At 68.1% G+C, this 17,723-nt stretch carries 20 protein-coding genes and 1 pseudogene; 15 read left to right on the top strand and 6 right to left on the bottom strand.

Going from position 1 to position 17,723, the window contains the following annotated elements; all coding sequences use genetic code 11:
* Positions 1-85: 85 nt before the first annotated feature.
* The 4 genes from C8D87_RS27395 to C8D87_RS27385 form a co-directional block, all read right to left on the bottom strand.
* Complete coding sequence (locus C8D87_RS27395) at positions 86-457, bottom strand: tetratricopeptide repeat protein (protein ID WP_109632098.1); 372 nt, start codon at positions 455-457, stop codon at positions 86-88.
* A gap of 10 nt (positions 458-467) precedes the next feature.
* Positions 468-815: an EamA family transporter gene (locus C8D87_RS46215; protein WP_170166605.1), complete on the bottom strand. Its 348-nt coding sequence runs from the start codon at positions 813-815 to the stop codon at positions 468-470.
* Entirely contained in the window at positions 782-1,159 is a 378-nt protein-coding gene (locus C8D87_RS46210; protein WP_170166604.1) for a hypothetical protein, read from the bottom strand. Before C8D87_RS46210 ends, C8D87_RS46215 begins: the two co-directional genes overlap by 34 nt.
* 249 nt (positions 1,160-1,408) lie before the next feature.
* On the bottom strand, positions 1,409-2,527 hold the full coding sequence (locus tag C8D87_RS27385; protein WP_112228879.1) for a MalY/PatB family protein: 1,119 nt from the start codon (positions 2,525-2,527) through the stop codon (positions 1,409-1,411).
* Positions 2,528-2,607: 80 nt separating this feature from the next.
* Here C8D87_RS27385 and C8D87_RS27380 point away from each other — a divergent pair, with 80 nt between their 5' ends.
* Positions 2,608-3,057 (top strand): Lrp/AsnC family transcriptional regulator, encoded by a 450-nt coding sequence (locus C8D87_RS27380; protein WP_109632106.1) that lies wholly within the window; start codon positions 2,608-2,610, stop codon positions 3,055-3,057.
* Between the two features lie 256 nt (positions 3,058-3,313).
* Here the strand turns inward: C8D87_RS27380 and C8D87_RS27375 are convergent, their stop codons facing one another.
* Positions 3,314-3,952 (bottom strand): type IV toxin-antitoxin system AbiEi family antitoxin, encoded by a 639-nt coding sequence (locus C8D87_RS27375; RefSeq protein WP_215732505.1) that lies wholly within the window; start codon positions 3,950-3,952, stop codon positions 3,314-3,316.
* Between the two features lie 104 nt (positions 3,953-4,056).
* Here C8D87_RS27375 and C8D87_RS27370 point away from each other — a divergent pair, with 104 nt between their 5' ends.
* From C8D87_RS27370 to C8D87_RS27360, 3 genes and pseudogenes are all read left to right on the top strand, one after another.
* Positions 4,057-5,574, top strand: a complete 1,518-nt coding sequence (locus C8D87_RS27370; protein ID WP_170166603.1) for an AfsR/SARP family transcriptional regulator — start codon at positions 4,057-4,059, stop codon at positions 5,572-5,574.
* Between the two features lie 49 nt (positions 5,575-5,623).
* Positions 5,624-6,318: pseudogene (locus tag C8D87_RS27365) on the top strand (SDR family NAD(P)-dependent oxidoreductase).
* Positions 6,319-6,376: 58 nt separating this feature from the next.
* Entirely contained in the window at positions 6,377-7,105 is a 729-nt protein-coding gene (locus C8D87_RS27360; protein WP_112228877.1) for an SDR family NAD(P)-dependent oxidoreductase, read from the top strand.
* Between the two features lies 1 nt (position 7,106).
* On the opposite strand, the gene C8D87_RS27355 is transcribed toward C8D87_RS27360, so the two are convergent.
* Positions 7,107-7,793, bottom strand: a complete 687-nt coding sequence (locus C8D87_RS27355; protein WP_233442312.1) for an alpha/beta fold hydrolase — start codon at positions 7,791-7,793, stop codon at positions 7,107-7,109.
* Positions 7,794-7,809: 16 nt separating this feature from the next.
* Here C8D87_RS27355 and C8D87_RS27350 point away from each other — a divergent pair, with 16 nt between their 5' ends.
* The 11 genes from C8D87_RS27350 to C8D87_RS27300 all read left to right on the top strand — a co-directional run bounded on the left by C8D87_RS27350 (position 7,810) and on the right by C8D87_RS27300 (position 17,629).
* Positions 7,810-9,030 (top strand): cytochrome P450, encoded by a 1,221-nt coding sequence (locus tag C8D87_RS27350; protein ID WP_112228876.1) that lies wholly within the window; start codon positions 7,810-7,812, stop codon positions 9,028-9,030.
* Positions 9,031-9,151: 121 nt separating this feature from the next.
* Positions 9,152-9,349, top strand: a complete 198-nt coding sequence (locus C8D87_RS47115) for a hypothetical protein (RefSeq protein ID WP_215732504.1) — start codon at positions 9,152-9,154, stop codon at positions 9,347-9,349.
* Between the two features lie 152 nt (positions 9,350-9,501).
* On the top strand, positions 9,502-10,788 hold the full coding sequence (gene eno / locus C8D87_RS27340) for a phosphopyruvate hydratase (protein WP_109632123.1): 1,287 nt from the start codon (positions 9,502-9,504) through the stop codon (positions 10,786-10,788).
* An 11-nt stretch (positions 10,789-10,799) separates the two neighbouring features.
* Complete coding sequence (locus C8D87_RS27335; protein ID WP_233439195.1) at positions 10,800-11,294, top strand: FtsB family cell division protein; 495 nt, start codon at positions 10,800-10,802, stop codon at positions 11,292-11,294.
* On the top strand, positions 11,270-11,770 hold the full coding sequence (locus C8D87_RS27330) for a DUF501 domain-containing protein (protein ID WP_112228874.1): 501 nt from the start codon (positions 11,270-11,272) through the stop codon (positions 11,768-11,770). The genes C8D87_RS27335 and C8D87_RS27330 overlap by 25 nt, the downstream gene beginning before the upstream one ends.
* A gap of 146 nt (positions 11,771-11,916) precedes the next feature.
* On the top strand, positions 11,917-13,224 hold the full coding sequence (locus C8D87_RS47110) for a lytic transglycosylase domain-containing protein (protein WP_411711467.1): 1,308 nt from the start codon (positions 11,917-11,919) through the stop codon (positions 13,222-13,224).
* A 102-nt stretch (positions 13,225-13,326) separates the two neighbouring features.
* Positions 13,327-14,160 (top strand): helix-turn-helix domain-containing protein, encoded by an 834-nt coding sequence (locus C8D87_RS27320; protein WP_109632131.1) that lies wholly within the window; start codon positions 13,327-13,329, stop codon positions 14,158-14,160.
* Positions 14,161-14,173: 13 nt separating this feature from the next.
* Positions 14,174-14,347 carry a DUF397 domain-containing protein gene (locus C8D87_RS27315; RefSeq protein WP_109632134.1) on the top strand — a complete coding sequence of 58 codons (174 nt, stop codon included), beginning with the start codon at positions 14,174-14,176 and terminating at the stop codon, positions 14,345-14,347.
* Entirely contained in the window at positions 14,326-14,883 is a 558-nt protein-coding gene (locus C8D87_RS27310) for a GNAT family N-acetyltransferase (protein ID WP_325049720.1), read from the top strand. Before C8D87_RS27315 ends, C8D87_RS27310 begins: the two co-directional genes overlap by 22 nt.
* Positions 14,884-14,891: 8 nt before the next feature.
* Positions 14,892-15,833, top strand: coding sequence for a Ppx/GppA phosphatase family protein (locus C8D87_RS27305; RefSeq protein WP_112229060.1), 942 nt, complete (start codon positions 14,892-14,894; stop codon positions 15,831-15,833).
* Positions 15,834-16,009: 176 nt separating this feature from the next.
* Positions 16,010-17,629 (top strand): peptide ABC transporter substrate-binding protein, encoded by a 1,620-nt coding sequence (locus C8D87_RS27300; protein ID WP_109632138.1) that lies wholly within the window; start codon positions 16,010-16,012, stop codon positions 17,627-17,629.
* The last annotated feature ends 94 nt before the right edge of the window (positions 17,630-17,723 follow it).

Here is a 17,723-nt window from a genome sequence, read left to right as displayed (position 1 = left end):
CGAGTGGGGAGCGAGCCCGCCAGCCTGGTCCAATGTGGACAGTCCGTTGAGGATGGTCTTGGCGGGCTGGGCCTGCGTTCGGAGGTCAGTTTCCCAGTGCCATCCTGGCTTTGACCTCGCCGAGTGCTTCCTGGTACTCGGGTGACGGGTTCATCGCCACAGCCATCCGGAGCTGGGCCAGTGACTCGGTGAGGCGGCCGAGCCGTTGCAGGGTCTTGCCCAGTGCGAACCGCGCGTAGTGATCGCTCGGGTCCAGGTCGAGGACCTTTCTGAAGGCCTCTTCGGCGCGGTTGAGCTGCGCGGATCCGAGATAGGCCCGGCCGGCCAGCAGCTGTACGGAGGGCGCCTCCCCGGCCTCGTCCAGCACCCGCTGTAGTTCGCGCAGCGCGTCGAGAGGCCGACGCTGCGCGAGCAACGCCTCCGCCTTCCGGAACGCTTCGAAGGTGCTGTCCGTCATTCGATCAACGTTACCCACCGATCGTCGGTTCTTCGACTGCCGTCCGGGCGACAGAACTCGAAGAGGTGGCGGTGCCGAGCCGGCACGCTCCGAATCCGAGCAGCAGCCCGGACACGGCACCGGTCGTCGGCACCTGGCCCAGCAACGGCCACGCGATCAACGCGGTCACCGACGGCACCACAGAGGACAGCATGGTCATCGCCGCCGCGCCGCCGTTGCGCACGCCCACCAGGAACAGGGACGCCCCGCCCATCGAGTTCACCAGCACCAGCAACACCATGGTCGACCAGAACTGCCGCCAGTCCGTCACCCCGGCGCTCTCGGTCAGCGCCAGCAGACCGACCACCGGCACCGACACGGCCTGCTGCACGCCGTTGCGCTGCGGAAGTCCGTGTCGCGGCAGAACTTCTGCTGGTAGACGCCGCCCGCGACGAAGCCGAGCATGCCCAGCACCGCGAACACCGCGCCGGACCCGAACGACCCCAGCCGGTCCCACAACGCGGCCAGCACCGCGGCGACGCCGAGCGCCAGGCCCGCTACCTGCCTCAGTCCTGTTCGGACACGGAACGCCCAGGCCGCCACCACGGCCGTGAGCACCGGCGTGCACGAGATGACCAGCGCCGTCACCGACGCGGGCACCCCCAGTCTCAGCCCCAAGTACACGCCGGGGAACTGACACGCCTGCACCAGCAAACCGGCCACGGACGTGTGGACGAGCGCCCATCCGCTTGGCCGGCGCGCTCGTCACCAGGGCCACGAGGGCCATGAGCGCGGCCGCGAGTGTGAAGCGGATGGTGGTCATCAGGAACGGCGGGGCCACGGCCACGGCGAGCGCGCCGACCGGATGGCCGGAGGCCCGGACCAGCACGGTGCCTGCCGCGAAGCCTGGTTTGATCCGCACGGCACCAGCACTACCAGCCGGTGCCGCGCGGCACGAGGTTTCGTTCCGCTCTAAAACACCGACGCCATCCGCCGGACCGCTTCGGTGATGATCTCCGGCGAGGTCGCGAGGTTCATCCGCACGAACCCCTTGCCGCCGGTGCCGAACGGGATCCCTGAGTTGAGCGCGACCCGTCCGCGCTGCAGGAAGACCTTGGCGGGGTCGTCGCCGAGGCCCAGTTCGCGGCAGTCCAGCCAGGCGAGGTAGGTCCCCTGACCCGGCGTGTACCGGACGGCGGGGAGTTCGGCCGCCAGCAGGTCGGCGAGCAGGCGCCGGTTCTCGTCGAGCCCGGCCAGCAGGGCGTCCAGCCAGTCGCCGCCGTCCCGCAACGCCGCGGTGTGGGCGAGGATCCCGACGTGGCTCGGTCCGTGGCTGACCTCCTCCGGCAGGCGCGCGAGGTCGTCGGCGGCGTCGGGGCCCGCGATCGCCAGCGCGGCCTTGAGCCCGGCGAGGTTCCAGGCCTTCGAGGACGACATCAACGACAGCCCGTCGTCCGCAACGCTCAGGTACGGCACGAACTCCGCGGTCGTGATCGGCGCGTGGATCTCGTCGGCCACCACGCGCACACGGTGGCTGCGCGCCAACGCGGCGACTTCCGCGAGCTCCGCGGCGGTGTGGACGGTGCCGGTCGGGTTGTGCGGGTTGCACAGCAGGTAGACCGAGCCCTCGCCCGCCCTGCGGAACGCGTCCTGCAGCGCGGCGAAGCCGATCCGCCAGGAGTCGTTGAGCGGCGCCTCGACGACGCACCGTCCCAGCGACTCGACGAAGTGGTAGAAGGGCGGATACACCGGGCAGTTGACCACGACGGGGGCGTCGCGGTGGGAGACCAGCCGGAACATCTCGACGGCGCCGAGCATCACGTCCGGCACGATCGCGGTGCGTTCCACGGCCGGTGCCCAGTCCCAACGCTTCTTGGCGAACTCGGCGAGCGCCTCGGCGTAGGCGGTGCCGTTGGGGTATCCGGTGTCGCCGATCGCCACCGCGTCGGTGATCGCCCGCGCGACCGGTTCGGCGAGCGGGACGTCCATCTCGGCGACCCACACCGGCAGCACGTCCTCGGGGTAGTACCGCCATTTCATGCTCGTGCGTCGCCTCAGCTGGTCCAGGGTGAGCTGACGTAACGGGTTCATACCGTGAAGCTAGGAGCACCAGCGGCGAAAGTGTTTGCCTTCTTGCTGCTCAGAGGCGGCAGGCGCGCGAAAATGTGCGTATGGATGCTCTGGACCGCAAAATTCTTGCCGAGGTGCAGGCGGACGGCCGGCTGACCGTCACCGAGCTGGCGGATCGCGTGCAGCTGAGCATCTCCCGCTGCCAGCGCCGCCTCCGCGAGCTGGAGCGGACCGGCGTGATCCGCGGCTACCGGGCTGTCGTGGACGCCGCCGCCATCGGGTTCGGCTTCGAGGCACTGGTCTTCGTCAAGCTGCGGCTCGAGGCCATGGACGACTTCGACCGCGCGCTGGCCGGGGTGCCGAACGTGGTGGAGGCGCAGCGGCTGTTCGGCAGTCCCGACTACCTGCTGCGGGTGGTCACCGCGGACCTCGCGTCGTACCAGCGGCTGTACGAGGAGACGCTGGCCAAGCTGCCGGGTGTGCGCGGGCTGACCTCGACGATCGTGATGAAGCAGGTGATCGAGCCGCGCCCGTTGCCGACCCGGCTGTGAAGCCGCGGGAGCTACCAGCCGAGGGCCTGTCCGTAGGCGTTGCGCACGAGATCGAGGCACCGTTCTCGTTCCGGACAACCTGCCGCCCGCCGCCGGATCTGCGAGATGCGTCCTGGCCAGTGCGGTTCCACCGACGAACAGGACCTCGGGCGCGACCTCGGCCAGGGCCGCCAGCACGTGGCTGATCAGGTGATCCCGCAGAACCTGGTCCTCGGCGACTCCGAACCTGTCGGCCACCGCGACGAGCTAGTCGTGCTCAAGCACCCGCTGCTTCTTTCCGCACTCGGGCCAGAGCTCCCGGCCTGTGCTGGTCGTGGGCGAGGTCCTCCGTGAGTGCCCAGTCGATCTTGCGGCCGAGTGCGCGCAGGATCTGCCAGGCGTCGGCTTCATCGAGGCCGCCGAGCCGCGGCCGGGCGGCGATGTCGAGGACCGTCTGCTCCGGCGTGGTCATCCAGCCCTCCGTGAGTTCGGTTTCCACTCGTTCGAGGTCCAGGCGTTGCACGTCGCGCTTGACGAAGACGATCTCACCCAGGTCGGTGTGCAGCCGAGGCCGCTGCTTGGGCACTGCCACGACCGCGGTGCCGACCGCCCGCGGCAGAGCACCGTGGCGGCGTGCGGCTGTGACGCCCATCAGTGCCACCGCGTCTCTGCCGTAGTCGGCTTGGGCCACGCCGAGTGCTGCCGCCGCGAGTTCTGGACGCCACCGGGGGTCGCCGAGGCGTTCCATGGGCGCCATCGCGTAGTAGCCGGTGCAGATGTGGCGGAGCACGGCCTGCTCGACCAGGCGCTCGAACTCCCCGCGAGGATGGGCGTAGACGTCCGCGGCATCCCTTGGGCGCAGCACCTTGTTCGCCCTCCTGGCGAGCGCGGTCGGAATGGTGACATGCCCCTTCAATACGACCTCCGTAGGCTGCGAGCCTACGTTCATAATACTCGTTTCAGGGAAGCGGGGAATGCGCGCAAGCGTTGTGATGTTCCATGAGCCTGTGCTTCTCACTGATGGGTCCGGTACGAGCCTGGCGAGACGACGAGGAGATCGAACTGGGGCCGCGCCAGCAGCGGGCGGTGCTGGCGGCGCTGCTGCTGAACAACGGCATCCGGCTGAGCAACGAGCAGCTGATCGGCATGGTCTGGGACGACCCGACGCCGAGCGCGGTCATGGCGTTGCGGACGTACATGTACAAGATCCGCAAGGCGCTGCCCGAGCTGAACCTCAGGTCCAAGCACGGCGGGTACACGATCCGGGCCGAGATCGTCGACGACTGCCGCGGCGAGCCCTTGGAGGGCCTCCAAGGTTCCTACTTCGAAGCGCAACGCGTCCGGCTCGGCGAGCACCGGCTCAAGGCGCGGGAGGACTGGCTCGAACGTGAGCTGGATGTCTTGGAACTGCAGAAACACGTCGCTGCCCACCCGCTCCGCGAACGGCCTCGCGCACTGCTGATGTACGCCCTCTTCCGGGAGGGCAGGCAAGCGGAGGCGTTGGACCACTTCCATCAGGCGCGCGCTCTGCTGAACGAGGAACTCGGCATCGAACCGGGCCAGGACCTGCGCAAGATGCACGCGCAGATCCTCAAGGGCGATCTCCACCTGCCCCGCCGGCCCGAGCAGCTGCCGCCGGACCTGGCCGACTTCACCGGTCGCACCACCGAGATCGCCCGGATTCTCGACGCCCTCCCCGGCACGGTGGGCATCACCGGGATGCGCGGCAGCGGCAAGACCGCGCTGGCCACCCGGATCGGTCACCTGGTCAGGCACCGCTTTCCGGACGGCCGGATCTTCGTGCGCTCCCACGACGTCGCCAACGAGCTGCTGCGCGCGGTCGGCGTGGAGAACCCCGGCGGTGACAAGGCGGCGCTCTGGCGGGAGAAGGCGCGCGGCAAGCGGTTCCTGATCGTCATCGACGACGTCCAGGACGCGGCGTCCGTGCGGGATCTCGTCACGCCCGGCTCCGGGCTGGTGCTCACGAGCGTGCGCCGGTTGAACGAGCTGCCGGGCGTGACCTGGGTGAAGATCGGCGGGCTGACCGAGTGGGAGTCGCACGAGTTCTTCCGCAAGATCCTCGATCCCGGCCGGGTCGACGCGGAACCCGAGCACGCCGAGGTGCTGCTGCAGCGCGTCTCCCGGCTGCCGAACCCCATCCGCGTGATCGGCGGCAAGCTCAGCTCGCGGCCGCACTGGACGATCGAGATGGTGCTGGAGCAGATGGAGCGGGAGAGCAAGCTCGGCCGCGCGGTCCCGTCCGACTGCGCCGCGACGCTCGCTCCGTTGATCAAGGCCGAGCAGGAGCTGTCCGAGGACGAACGCCACCTGCTCAGGTGCTTCGCCCGGCGGGACGCCGACGTGATCGACATCCACGAGGCGGCGGAGATGTCCGGGGGTGATCCCGGTGCGATCGAGCTGGTGCTGGAGTCGCTGGCGGACGTGCACCTGATCGAGCCGCTGGTGCTCGGTCGCTACCGGCTGCCGCAGTTCGTGCGCGTCTGCTTCGGCCTGCGCACGCCCGTGCTGACCAGCTGATTCACTCCGCGTTCATGGCCTGACGACGGACCGGCGAAACCGTCGGCGCATGGAACTGCAGGGACAACGAGCACTCGTCACCGGAGCGACGTCCGGCATCGGCAGGGCGGTCGCGGTGAAGCTGGCCGATGCCAGCGCGACCGTCCTCACCACGGGGCGTCGTGCCGGCTTCGGCGACACCCACCACGTCGTCGCCGACCTCGGGAACCTCGACGACGTGCGCAGGCTCGCCGACGAGGTGGGCGAGATCGACGCGCTGGTCAACAACGCGGGCATCTTCCCGTTCGGGCCGACGCTCGACCAGGACGTCGAGACCTACGAGCAGGTCTTCGACGTCAACGTGCGCGGGCCGTACTTCCTCACCGCCGGCTGCTGCCGAAGATGATCGCGAAGGGCGGCGGCAGCATCATCAACATCTCGTCGGTCACGGCTCGGACGGGCACGCCGATCATGTCGGTCTACGGCGCGTCGAAGGCCGCGCTGGACTCCTTGACGCTGAGCTGGGCGGTGGAGTTCGGTGGCCACGGCATCCGGGTCAACTCCGTCGCGCCGGGCCTCACCCGCACCGAGAAGGTCGAGGAGCACCTCGGCGACGCCATCGACGACATCGTGGCGCCGACCCCGCTCGGGCGCGCGGGCTCGCCGGAGGAGATCGCAGAGGCCGTGTTGTTCCTGGCCTCGCCGCGATCGAGCTTCCTCACCGGGTCGATCGTGACCGCAGACGGCGGCGCCCTCGCGACCTGACCAGGCCGTTCATCCGGAATTTATGCCGAAATGATCCGGCGCCGACAAGTTCGTAACCATGCGAACTTTGGAGAACCAGAAGGCACTCGTCACCGGAGCCACGTCGGGAATCGGCCGCGCCATCGCGGTGAAGCTCGCCGAGGAGGGCGCCACGGTCTACGTCACCGGCCGTCGCGCCGAGCTCGGCAAGGAGACCGTCGACCTCATCGAGAAGGCCGGCGGGACCGGTCACTTCATCGTCGCGGACGTCGCGAACATCGACGACGTCGGCAGGCTCGCCGAGGAGGTCGGCGAGGTGGACGTGCTCGTGAACAACGCGGGCATCTTCCCGTTCTCGCCGACGCCCGAGCAGTCGCTCGACGGCTACGAGCAGGTGTTCGGCGTCAACGTCCGCGCGGCCTACTTCCTGACGGCTGCCCTCGCGCCGGCCATGGTGGCGAAGAAGAAGGGTGCGATCGTCAACGTCTCGTCGGTCGCGGGCCAGATCGGCACCCCGATCGGCTCGGTCTACAACGCCTCCAAGGCCGCGATGGACGCGCTGACCCGGTCGTGGGCCGTCGAGTTCGGCGCGGCGGGCGTGCGGGTCAACTCCGTCGCGCCCGGCCCGATCGCCACCGAGGCCGTCACCGGGATCGACATGTTCCACGAGATCAGCGAGGCCACGCCGCTCACCCGCGCCGGCCAGCCCGAGGAGATCGCGGAGGCCGTGCTGTTCCTGGCCTCCGACCGCGCCAGCTACATCACCGGCGCGGTGCTGGCTGCCGACGGCGGGTTCGTAGCGACCTGAGTCAGAGCAGGGGGAGCAGCGACGAGGGCGACTCGACGTGCACGTTGTGGCCCGCGCCGGGGAACACCACCGGCTCGGGCACCAGCTCCTTCAGGTGCTCCTGAGGGCTCATCGGGTCGTTCTCGCCCGCTGCCAGCACGACCTGCGCCTTCGACGCCATGATCAGGCCGGGCATGTCCGGCCTGCCGACGCCGAAGGCCCTCATGTCCAGCGACGGAGTCCAGCCGCCGTCCACTTCGGACACACCGTGCCGGATCGGCACACCCGCCATCCTCGATGCCCGTTCGACGGCCTCTTCCTCCGTCGCGAAGACCTTGTTCGGTTTCGCGGCGAGCGCCGCGGCCTTCTCCAGCTCCTCGCCGGTCCACCGGACCTTGATCCCGACGCCGATGCACGTGGTCACGTCGACGCCGAACCAGCCGCTCGCCAGCGCCAGCCCGACCACGCCGCCCAGCGAGTGCCCGACGACGGTCACCGGCTCGCGAGGAATCACCTCGGCGACCGCCGCCGCGATCGAGCCGAACGAGTAGCGCTCGATGGGGGCGCTGCGGCCGTGACCAGGCAGATCCGGCACGAGCCAGCTGCCGTGCCAGTCCTTCACGACGCCTTCCCACACCTCGCCGGTCGCGCCCAGGCCGTGCAGCAGCACCAGCAGCGGTCCGTTTCCACCACGTTCGACATGAAGCACGTCAGAATCCCGTTCTATGCGGACCGATGCCGAGCTGATCGTCGACCCGGACACGTATACATCGGGCGTCCCGCACGACGCACTCACCCGGCTGCGCGAAAAGAACGTCGTGCGCATCGACGACTTCTGGGCGGTCTTCCGCCACGACGACGTCAGGACGGTGTTGAAGACGCCCGCCGTCTTCTCCTCGCATCGCGGCGCCACGCAGATCCGCGACCCGCAGCCAGAGGACCTGAAGTACGTCCAGCGGATGATGCTCAACCAGGATCCGCCAGAGCACTCCCGGTTGCGACGCATGCTGACCAGGGCGTTCACGCCTCGGGCCGTGGCGCGCCTGGAGGACGGAATCCGTGCGAACGCCCGCGAGATCATCGCGAACCCGTCCGGCGACTTCGCCGCTGACGTCGCGGACCTGCCGTTGCTGACGCTGGCCGACGTCTTCGGGGTGCCGCGGCAGGACCGTGCGTTGCTCTACGACTGGAGCAACCGCGTGATCGGCTTCCAGGACTCGGAGTACGCGTTGTCGTCCAGTTCCACCGCCGGCATGACCGACATGGCGTTGGAGGCGCTCCAACTTCGTCCTGACGATGGCCGCGATCCGCGCGCACGGGATGGCATGCCGGATCTCTACGCGTACGCGCACGCGTTGGGGGAGTACAAGCGCGCGCACCCGTCAGACGACGTGCTGAGCAACCTCATGCGGGAGGACATCTCGCTGGAGGAGTTCGAGAACCTCTTCTGGCTGTTCTCCGTGGCGGGCAACGAAACCCTGCGCAACGGCATCCCCGGCGGCATGATCGCGCTGCTCGAACACCCCGACCAGTACGACCGACTGCGCGCCGACCGTTCGCTGCTCGGGTCCGCGGTCGAGGAGATGCTGCGGTGGTGGACGCCGGTCATGCACTTCCGGCGGACGGCTGTCCAGGACACGGAGCTCTCCGGACAGACGATCAAGGCCGGGGACAAGGTCGTCGTCTGGTTCTCGTCCGCCAACCGGGATGAGCGAGCCTTCACCGAACCGGACGAGTTCGACGTCGGGCGGAGGGAAGCCGATCATCTGAGCTTCGGGCACGGGCCGCACTTCTGTCTCGGTGCGCAGCTGGCCAGGACCCAGATGAGGGCGATCTTCGACGCGGTCCTGGACCTGCCGGGCAGACTGCGGCTGGACGGCGAGATCAGCCGGTTGAGGTCGAACTTCCAGAACGGCGTGAAGCATCTTCCGATCGGAGTGCGGTGAGCAGCGATTCGGCTTTTGGAAGGCAGGCGCCGGGGAGCCGGAGGAGATCTTCGACAACCTTGCCGAGGGTGACACGGGCTGCCTTTCCGCCAGCCCTGACGTCCTGCGGTTCCGCACGGAGTTGCTGGCCCGCTGGCCGGACATCCGGGACGTGCTGGAACCGTCCGAACACGACTTGACGGACAGCCCGGAGGACGCCGCGAAGTACGTGTTGCTCACCCTGTCGGTGCACCAGCTCGATCACCTCCCCGAACTGCTCGCCGTGGCGAAGAAGAACGGCCTGGTGGGCTTCAGCGGGGTGGCTGGAGAATCCACCTAGCCCGGAGCGTGTGCAGTCCGCAGGGCGTCTGGCACGATTCAGTAGACCGGCGCCGGCGGCCCGCTGTGATCCTCAGGTGTCGAGCCCCAGCCGGTCACCTGGCCCAAGTAGGCTCGTCGCGAGACGAGACGCAGGAGAAACAGGGAGCGCAAGTGGCGGTCATCGAGCAGGTCGGAGCACGCGAGATCCTGGACTCGCGCGGCAACCCCACCGTCGAGGTCGAGGTGGCGCTGGACGACGGCACGCTGGAGCGTGCGGCCGTTCCGTCGGGCGCGTCGACCGGTGAGCACGAGGCGGTGGAGCTGCGGGACGGCGACGCCAAGCGGTACCTGGGCAAGGGCGTCGAGCGCGCGGTCACCGCGGTGCTCGACGAGATCGGCCCCGAGCTGGTCGGCATCGAGGCCGTCGAGCAGCGCGTCGTGGACCAGAAGCTCGTCGACCTGGACGGCACGCCGGACAAGTCGCGCCTGGGTGCGAACGCGATCCTCGGTGTCAGCCTCGCGGTGGCCAAGGCGGCGGCGACGAGCAGCGGTCTTGAGCTGTTCCGCTACGTCGGTGGCCCGAACGCGCACGTGCTGCCGGTGCCGATGCTGAACATCCTCAACGGTGGCGCGCACGCCGACACCGACGTGGACATCCAGGAGTTCATGATCGCGCCGATCGGCGCGGAGACGTTCCGCGAGGGTCTGCGCTGGGGCGCGGAGGTCTACCACGCGCTCAAGTCCGTGCTGAAGAGCAAGGGTCTCGCGACCGGCCTGGGCGACGAGGGTGGCTTCGCGCCGTCGCTGAGCAGCAACCGCGACGCGCTCGACCTGATCCTCGAGGCCATCGAGAAGGCGGGCTACCGCGCGGGCCGCGACGTCGCCCTCGCGCTCGACGTGGCCGCCACCGAGTTCTTCGGCGATGGCGCCTACACCTTCGAGAAGTCGAAGCGCAGCGCCGAGCAGATGATCGGTTACTACTCCGAGCTCGTGCGGGACTACCCGCTGGTGTCGATCGAGGACCCGCTGTCCGAGGACGACTGGGACGGCTGGGTGCAGATGACCGCCGAGCTGGGCGAGAAGGTCCAGATCGTCGGCGACGACCTGTTCGTCACCAACCCGGAGCGCCTGGAGGAGGGCATCTCCCGCCGTGCCGCCAACGCGCTGCTGGTGAAGGTCAACCAGATCGGCACCCTCAGCGAGACCCTCGACGCGGTCTCGCTGGCGACGTCCTACGGCTACAAGTCGATGATGTCGCACCGCTCCGGCGAGACCGAGGACACGACCATCGCCGACCTCGCCGTCGCGACCGGTGCCGGCCAGATCAAGACCGGTGCCCCTGCCCGTGGTGAGCGCACCGCGAAGTACAACCAGCTGCTGCGCATCGAGGAGTCGCTCGGCGACGCGGCGCGCTACGCCGGTGAGCTGGCGTTCCCGCGCTACACGCCGGAGAGCTGAGAAGCTGAGGTATGGCCGAGCGCGCGCGTCGTCCCCGCCGCCCCCGTGCAGAACGGGAGGCGCGGCCCGCGCGCGCTCGCAAGCCACCGCGTCCCAAGGCGCCGTCGCGTCGCGGTGACGGCACGGGTGGCGCGTTCGGCATGACCGGAACGCGGCGGGCCGCGATGTTCGCGATGGTGCTGTGCGCACTCGCGTTGAGCATCGCGGTCCCGCTGCGGACCTACCTCTCGCAGCGCGACGAACTGCGTGACGTGGGCGCTGAGCAGCAGAAACTGCGCGAGACGGTCGCTGCCCTCGAGCAGCGCAAGGCGCAGTTGCAGGACCCGGCCTACGTCGAGATCGAGGCGCGCAAGCGGCTTCACTGGGTGCGGCCGGGCGAGACGCCCTACATTGTGCAACTGCCAGGTGACGAGAATCGCAACACTGAATCGGAGAGGCCGTCGGGCAAGCCCGCGGCACAAAGGTCTTGGTACGAGGAACTGTGGCAATCGGTGACGCACAAGTAAGCGCTGCTGACCTGGAAGTGGTCGCTCAGCAGCTCGGCCGCACGCCGCGAGGGACACGTGCGATCGCCTCGCGGTGCCCCAGCGGGCACCCGAACGTCGTGCAGACAGCCCCGCGGCTGCCCGACGGGACGCCGTTCCCGACGCTCTACTACCTGACCTGCCCGAAGCTGAACTCGCTGGTCAGCACGCTGGAGAGCGGCGGGTTGATGAAGGAGCAGACCGAGCGGCTGGAGACCGACGAGGAGCTCGCGGCCGCCTACCTGCGCGCGCACGAGTCGTACCTCGCGGAGAGAGACGCCATCGAGTCGCTGGGCACCCGGGTCACCGCGGGCGGCATGCCGGGCAGAGTCAAGTGCCTTCACGTGCACGTCGCTCATGCCCTCGCGAAGGGCCCCGGGGTCAATCCCATGGGAGATGAGGCCTTGGCAATCTTGAAGGAGCAGTCGCTCTGGCCAGCCGGAGACTGCGGCGGTTAACAGTCAAAGGAACCGAACGTACGCTTCACCCCGTCTTGGGTACACCTAGGGCCTTGAGTTGGGGCAGGGTGGGACGGGTCAGCGAGGGGGCGCTCGCCGTAACTACCGGACGGCGCGCCGCGATGACGCACGAGAGGTGAGTATTCGTGGCAATGGCCAAACTGCGCGGTCCCGTGGCGATGTCCCCCAGGCAACGGGGCTTCGCCGTCGCCGCGCTGGCTGCGATGCTCGCGCCCGCCCTGGTCGTCGGCACGAAGCTCGTCGACTGGGTCAACCTGTCGAAGCACGATGACATCGCTGTCTCGCTCGGCCCCGCCGACGTCTACGGAGCCCTGGCCTTCGACCCGGCCGACCTCGGAGCGTCCGGCCGCCTGCCGCTTTCCGACGAGCTGGGCGCGGCCCTGCTCGCCGACCTCGAGGACGGCAAGCTCGACGAAGACCTCCTCGACAACGACCCCGGCGTGATCGACGACTTCCCCGGCGACTACGGCATCCCCGGCGTCGTGCTGGAGGCCTACCTCCGCGCCGAGGACAAGATGGCCGAGCTCGTCCCCGGCTGCAAGCTCGACTGGGCGCTGCTCGCCGGCATCGGCAAGGTCGAGTCCAACCACGCCAGCAACGGCCGTGTGAACGCCGTCGGCGACGCCACCCCCAAGATCCTCGGCCCGGTCCTGAACGGCGCCCCCGGCATGGCCGCCATCAAGGACACCGACGACGGCCGCCTCGACGGCGACACCACCTGGGACCGCGCGGTGGGCCCGATGCAGTTCATCCCCGGCACGTGGGCGGGCTACGGCGCCGACGGCAACGAAGACGGCAACGTCAACCCGAACAACGTCTACGACGCCGCCCTGGGCGCCGGCCGCTACCTCTGCGCAGGCGGCGGCGACATGACCAAGCAGGACGACCGCGCCAAGGCCATTTTCCGCTACAACAACTCCACGTCGTACGTCCAGACGGTCCTCAAGTGGGCCAAGGAGTACGGCGAGAACGTCGACGCCCTGCCCACCCTGCCGAACACCGGCAACAACGTGCAGAACCCGAGGCCGAACCAGCCGGTCCCGAACCCCGGGACCAACCCCGGCACGCCGCCCCCCGGCGGCGACCAGGGCACGACGAAGCCGCCGGTCTCCTCGACGACGCCGTCGACGCCGAACTGCCCGACGCCGACCTCGACGCCTTCCTCGTCGCCGTCCAACCCGCCTTCGTCGAGCCCGTCGACGTCGTGCCCGCCTTCTTCGACGCCGCCCTCGTCGACGCCACCTTCGTCGACCCCGCCGTCGTCCACGTCCTCGAACCCTCCGCAGACCGATCCGCCGACCCCGCCGCAGCAGTCGTCCTCCGGCACCTCGCTGTCGCCGACCTCTTCCACGGAGAAGTCCACGACGACGGCCGGCAGCGCCAGCCCGGTGGAGCCGACGACGAACAGCGTGATCACGAGTACGCCGAGCTAGTACGGCGTGTCGCGTTAGAACGTTTCCAAGTCGTACTTCGTTCGGGGCGATTCGGGTAGAAACGTTGGAGCGGAAGGGCTTCCGTCTCCTAGCTTCCTCTCCATGCCGAAGCGCAACTCAAGCGTGGTGGGCCGGGAGTTCGGCAATGGCGTGCGGTACGCCATCGAGCAGAGCGGTCTGACCCAGCGGAAGCTGGCCGAGCTGTTGGGCTGGCAGGAAGCCAAGATCTCCGATCTGGTGCAGGGCAAGGGCGGTGTCGACGAGGTCGACCTCGTGCGGCTGCTGTCGTACTGCCGAGCCCCAGTCGCAGACGTCGAGCACCTGCTCGCGTTGTTCAGAGAGTCACGTGAGAAGGGCTGGCTGCTCTTCCCCGAGGACGGCGTGCCGGAGCAGTTGCGCAGCCTCGTCGATCAGGAGCGGCTCGCCAGCAAGATCATCGTGTGGTCGATGAACCTCATCCCAGGCCATCTGCAAATTGCCAGCTACATCCGCGAGGTGGCGGAGAAGTCGAGCCGCAAGCTCCAGCCGGCGGACGTCGACGCCTTGATCAGGGCGAAGCTCGAACGGCAGGAGATCTTGAGGCCTGGTCGGGAGTTCGTCTTCTACGTGCACGAGCAAGCGCTGCGGCTGCCCGTTGGCGGTTCAGCGGTGATGAAGGCACAGCTGCACCACATCACGACGATGTTGGTGCGCAGATACCTCACCGTCCGGGTCGTGCCGATCTCCATCGGCGCGCACGCCGGGTTGGCCAGCTCTTTCGTTCAGCTGCGATACGACAAGTTCGAGCCGGTCGTGTACGTCGAGAACCTCAACACAGGGCTCTTCCTCGAGGACAAGGCGTCACTCGACATGTACACGGACGCCCTTGAGGGACTGGATCGGGATGCCTTGGACGCGGAACAATCGAGGGAGCTGATCACCAGCATCATGTTCTGAGGAGGCGTACCGCATGTCGACGTGGCGCAAGAGCAGCTACAGCGCGTCTGGAAGTGACTGCGTCGAGGTCGGCCGCGGCATCGGCATCCGGGACAGCAAGGCGCCAGCCTCCCACCTCCCCGTAAATCGCGAGGCATGGACGGCGTTCCTTGGCATTGTGAAGGCGTGCGCCCCGAGTACCCGCTGAAGACCGACCGTCTCCTGCTCCGCCCCTTCGAAGAGCGCGACCTGGACGACTTCCACGCCTACCGCTCCCTGCCGGACGTCCACCGCTATCTCTACAACGAGGCCCCCGACCGGCCCGAGTTCGAGGAACTGCTCGCCAAGCGGATCACCGAGGACGAGCTGACGGGGGAGGGCCAGCGGCTGGCGCTGGCCGTCTACTGGCCGGAGGCGGGCAGGGTCGTCGGGGACGTCGTCCTGAAGTGGCTCAGCGAGGCGGACCGCCAGGGCGAGATCGGCTACGGCTTCAACCCCGACTTCCAGGGCAAGGGGCTGGCGACCGAGGCTGCCGCGGTCATGCTCAAGGTCGGCTTCGAGCAGCTCGGGCTGCACCGGATCATCGCGCAGTGCGATCCGCGCAACGAGCCGTCGTGGCGCCTGATGGAACGCCTGGGCATGCGCCGTGAGGCCCACTTCCGGGAGTTCGAGATCTTCAAGGGCGATTGGGGCGACCTCTACGTCTACGCCATGCTTGCCGAGGAGTACCGGACGCTGAAGTAGGGGTGATCATGTCGCGGGTTGCGGCGATCGACTGCGGGACCAACTCGATCCGACTGCTCGTCGCGGACGTGACGGAGCGCGAGGACGGCACCGCGTGGCTGCGGGACGTGCACCGCGAGATGAAGATCGTCCGGCTCGGGCAGGGGGTGGACGCGACCGGGCGGCTGCACCCCGACGCGATCCAGAGGACGCGCGAGGCCCTCCTCGACTACGCGCGCACGATGCAGCGGAAGGGTGTCGAGGTCGCACGCATGGTCGCGACCAGCGCCACGCGCGACGCGAGCAACCGGGACGAGTTCTTCGGCATGACCGAGGAGATCCTCGGCGCCCCCGCGGAGGTGATCACCGGGGACGAGGAGGCACGCCTGTCCTACCTCGGTGCGTTGGCCGATCTTGACCCGGACGAGGGACCCTTCCTCGTCACCGATCTGGGTGGAGGTTCGACCGAGTTCGTCCTCGGCAGCGGCACGGAGGTCGAGGCCGCGCGGTCGATGGACATCGGCTGTGTGCGGCTGACCGAGCGGTTCATCCGTTCGGACCCGCCCGCATTGGCCGAAATCGAGGAAGCGGAAGCGTTTGCGCGCGCGGCGATCAAAGAGGCGTTCGAGATCGTCCCGGTTGAGAAGACCAAGACGTGGATTGGTGTCGCCGGGACCGTTACGACGTTGTCAGCCCTGGTCCAAGGGCTGGAGGTGTACAACAGCGACGTTATTCACCTCAGCAGGATCACACTTGACAATGTACGAGAAATCACCGACCGTATCCTCTCCATGACGCATGATGAGCGTGCCTCGCTCGGGCCCATGCACCCCGGTCGAGTGGACGTGATCTGCGGTGGAGCGCTGGTTCTGCGTGCGATTGCCGAGGAGCTCTCGAATCGCGCGGGTATTCGCACGCTCGTGTGCAGTGAGCACGACATCCTCGACGGCATCGCGTTTTCGCTGGTCTAGCGGAGAATTAAGCTCGACTTGAGGTGATCGTGACGAGTTTGTGACCGCTTTCAGTGCGCGTACTCCTGGACACCCCGGTTAACGTCCTCTCACGTTTTGGGAGGTGGACGAGACCTCCCGGGGAGGCGTGCGCACGCAATAACTGCGGCGACGCCGGGGAAAGGCGGGAGAGACTGATGTCGCGATCACGGGTTGCGTGGGTGGCATTGCCAGCCGCGCTGGCCATGACGCTCAGCGCATGCGGCGGCGGTGGCGGTAACACCGCTGCTGATGGCAAGGAGAACCCGGACGGCACGGTGTCCATCTACGGCACCGAGCCCAAGAGCACGCTGTTCCCGGCCAACACGACCGAGGCCGGCGGTGGCAAGGTCACCGACGCCCTGTTCTCGCGTCTGGTCGGCTACAAGGCGGAAGACGGCGCGCCCTACAACTTGATGGCCGAGTCGATCACGACGACCGACGCCAAGGTCTACAACATCAAGATCAAGCAGGGCTGGAAGTTCCACGACGGCACCGAGGTGAAGGCGAAGAACTTCGTCGACGCCTGGAACTGGGCCGCGTACGCGCCGAACGCTCAGCAGGCTGCGTCGTTCTTCGCCCCGATCGCGGGCTTCGAGGACGTTCACCCGGCCGACGAGAACGCCAAGCCGGCCAAGGACAAGATGTCCGGCCTCGAGCTCGTGGGCGACTACGAGTTCAAGGTCACCCTGAACGGCCCGACCTCGGTCTTCACCACGATGATCGGCTACACGCCGTTCGCGCCGATGGCCGACTCGTTCTTCGCGGACCCGAAGGCCGCCGAGGCCAAGCCGATCGGCAACGGCCCGCTCAAGTTCGTCTCCCGCACGCCGAACGCGCTGATCAAGATGGAGCGCTTCGACGACTACAAGGGCGAGGACAAGGTCCACTTCAAGACCTTGGACTACAAGATCTACTCCTCCCAGGAGACCGCGTACCAGGACCTGGTCGCGGGCAAGCTGGACTTCATGGAGGCCCTGCCTCCGTCGGCCAAGGTCGGCGAGAAGTACAAGGCCGACCTGGGCGACCAGGTCGTGAACGCGAACCTGCTGGGCCAGAGCGCGATCGCGTTCCCCCAGTACATCCCGGCGTTCAAGAACCTGAAGCTGCGCCAGGCCATCTCGATGGCCATCAACCGGGAGCAGATCACGAAGACCGTGCTGGCCGGCTCGTACGTGCCGTCCACCAGCTACGTCTCGCCCGGCATCAAGGGCTACCGCCCGGACACCTGCGGTGAGTACTGCAAGTACAACCCGGAGAAGGCGAAGCAGCTGCTCCAGGAGTCGGGCTTCACCGGCAAGGTGACCATCCAGTCCAACCAGGACGGTGGCCGCAAGGAGCCGCTCGAGGCGGCGTGCAACAGCATCAAGCAGGCGCTGGGCATCGAGTGCGAGTTCGTCGGCGCCACCAACTTCGGTGCGTTCCGCCAGATCGTCGACGGCAAGCAGCTGACCGGCATGAGCCGTTCGGACTGGTCCGCCGACTACCCGTCGATCGAGAACTTCCTCAACCCGCTGTACCGCACGGGTGGGTCGTCCAACGACTCGAACTACTCGAACCCCGAGGTCGACGCGCTGCTGAAGAAGGCGGACGAGACCGCGAACGAGGACGAGGCGATCAAGATCTACCAGCAGGCCGAGGACCTCATCGCCAAGGACCTGCCGTCCATGCCGACCTGGAACGAGAAGGGCATCGGCGCTCGTTCGAAGAACCTGCTCGCGGCCAAGATGTCGTTCAAGCGCCAGGGCGTGCTCGAGTCGTTCCGCGTCAAGGCCTGATAGCCGAACAACCTGATTTCTGATTGATCCGTCCGGCCCCGCGTCCGTCGAGCGTTTACGGGCGTGGGGCCGGTGCGGTGTTCAGGATCGGGCG

The organism is Lentzea atacamensis (assembly GCF_003269295.1).
Classification (GTDB): domain Bacteria; phylum Actinomycetota; class Actinomycetes; order Mycobacteriales; family Pseudonocardiaceae; genus Lentzea; species Lentzea atacamensis.
Note: the sequence above shows the minus strand (reverse complement) of the source record. Positions and strands in the feature narration are given on the sequence as shown.

Excerpts from the sequence above, each read along its gene's own strand:
- C8D87_RS27335 (WP_233439195.1), top strand. The coding sequence starts at position 10,800 with ATGGCCGAGCGCGCGCGTCGTCCCCGCCGCCCCCGTGCAGAACGGGAG.
- C8D87_RS27360 (WP_112228877.1), top strand. The coding sequence starts at position 6,377 with ATGCGAACTTTGGAGAACCAGAAGGCACTCGTCACCGGAGCCACGTCG.
- C8D87_RS27385 (WP_112228879.1), bottom strand. The coding sequence starts at position 2,527 with ATGAACCCGTTACGTCAGCTCACCCTGGACCAGCTGAGGCGACGCACG.
- C8D87_RS27320 (WP_109632131.1), top strand. The coding sequence starts at position 13,327 with ATGCCGAAGCGCAACTCAAGCGTGGTGGGCCGGGAGTTCGGCAATGGC.
- C8D87_RS27300 (WP_109632138.1), top strand. The coding sequence starts at position 16,010 with ATGTCGCGATCACGGGTTGCGTGGGTGGCATTGCCAGCCGCGCTGGCC.
- C8D87_RS27315 (WP_109632134.1), top strand. The coding sequence starts at position 14,174 with ATGTCGACGTGGCGCAAGAGCAGCTACAGCGCGTCTGGAAGTGACTGC.
- C8D87_RS27380 (WP_109632106.1), top strand. The coding sequence starts at position 2,608 with ATGGATGCTCTGGACCGCAAAATTCTTGCCGAGGTGCAGGCGGACGGC.
- C8D87_RS27350 (WP_112228876.1), top strand. The coding sequence starts at position 7,810 with ATGCGGACCGATGCCGAGCTGATCGTCGACCCGGACACGTATACATCG.
- C8D87_RS27370 (WP_170166603.1), top strand. The coding sequence starts at position 4,057 with ATGGGTCCGGTACGAGCCTGGCGAGACGACGAGGAGATCGAACTGGGG.
- C8D87_RS27305 (WP_112229060.1), top strand. The coding sequence starts at position 14,892 with ATGTCGCGGGTTGCGGCGATCGACTGCGGGACCAACTCGATCCGACTG.
- C8D87_RS27395 (WP_109632098.1), bottom strand. The coding sequence starts at position 457 with ATGACGGACAGCACCTTCGAAGCGTTCCGGAAGGCGGAGGCGTTGCTC.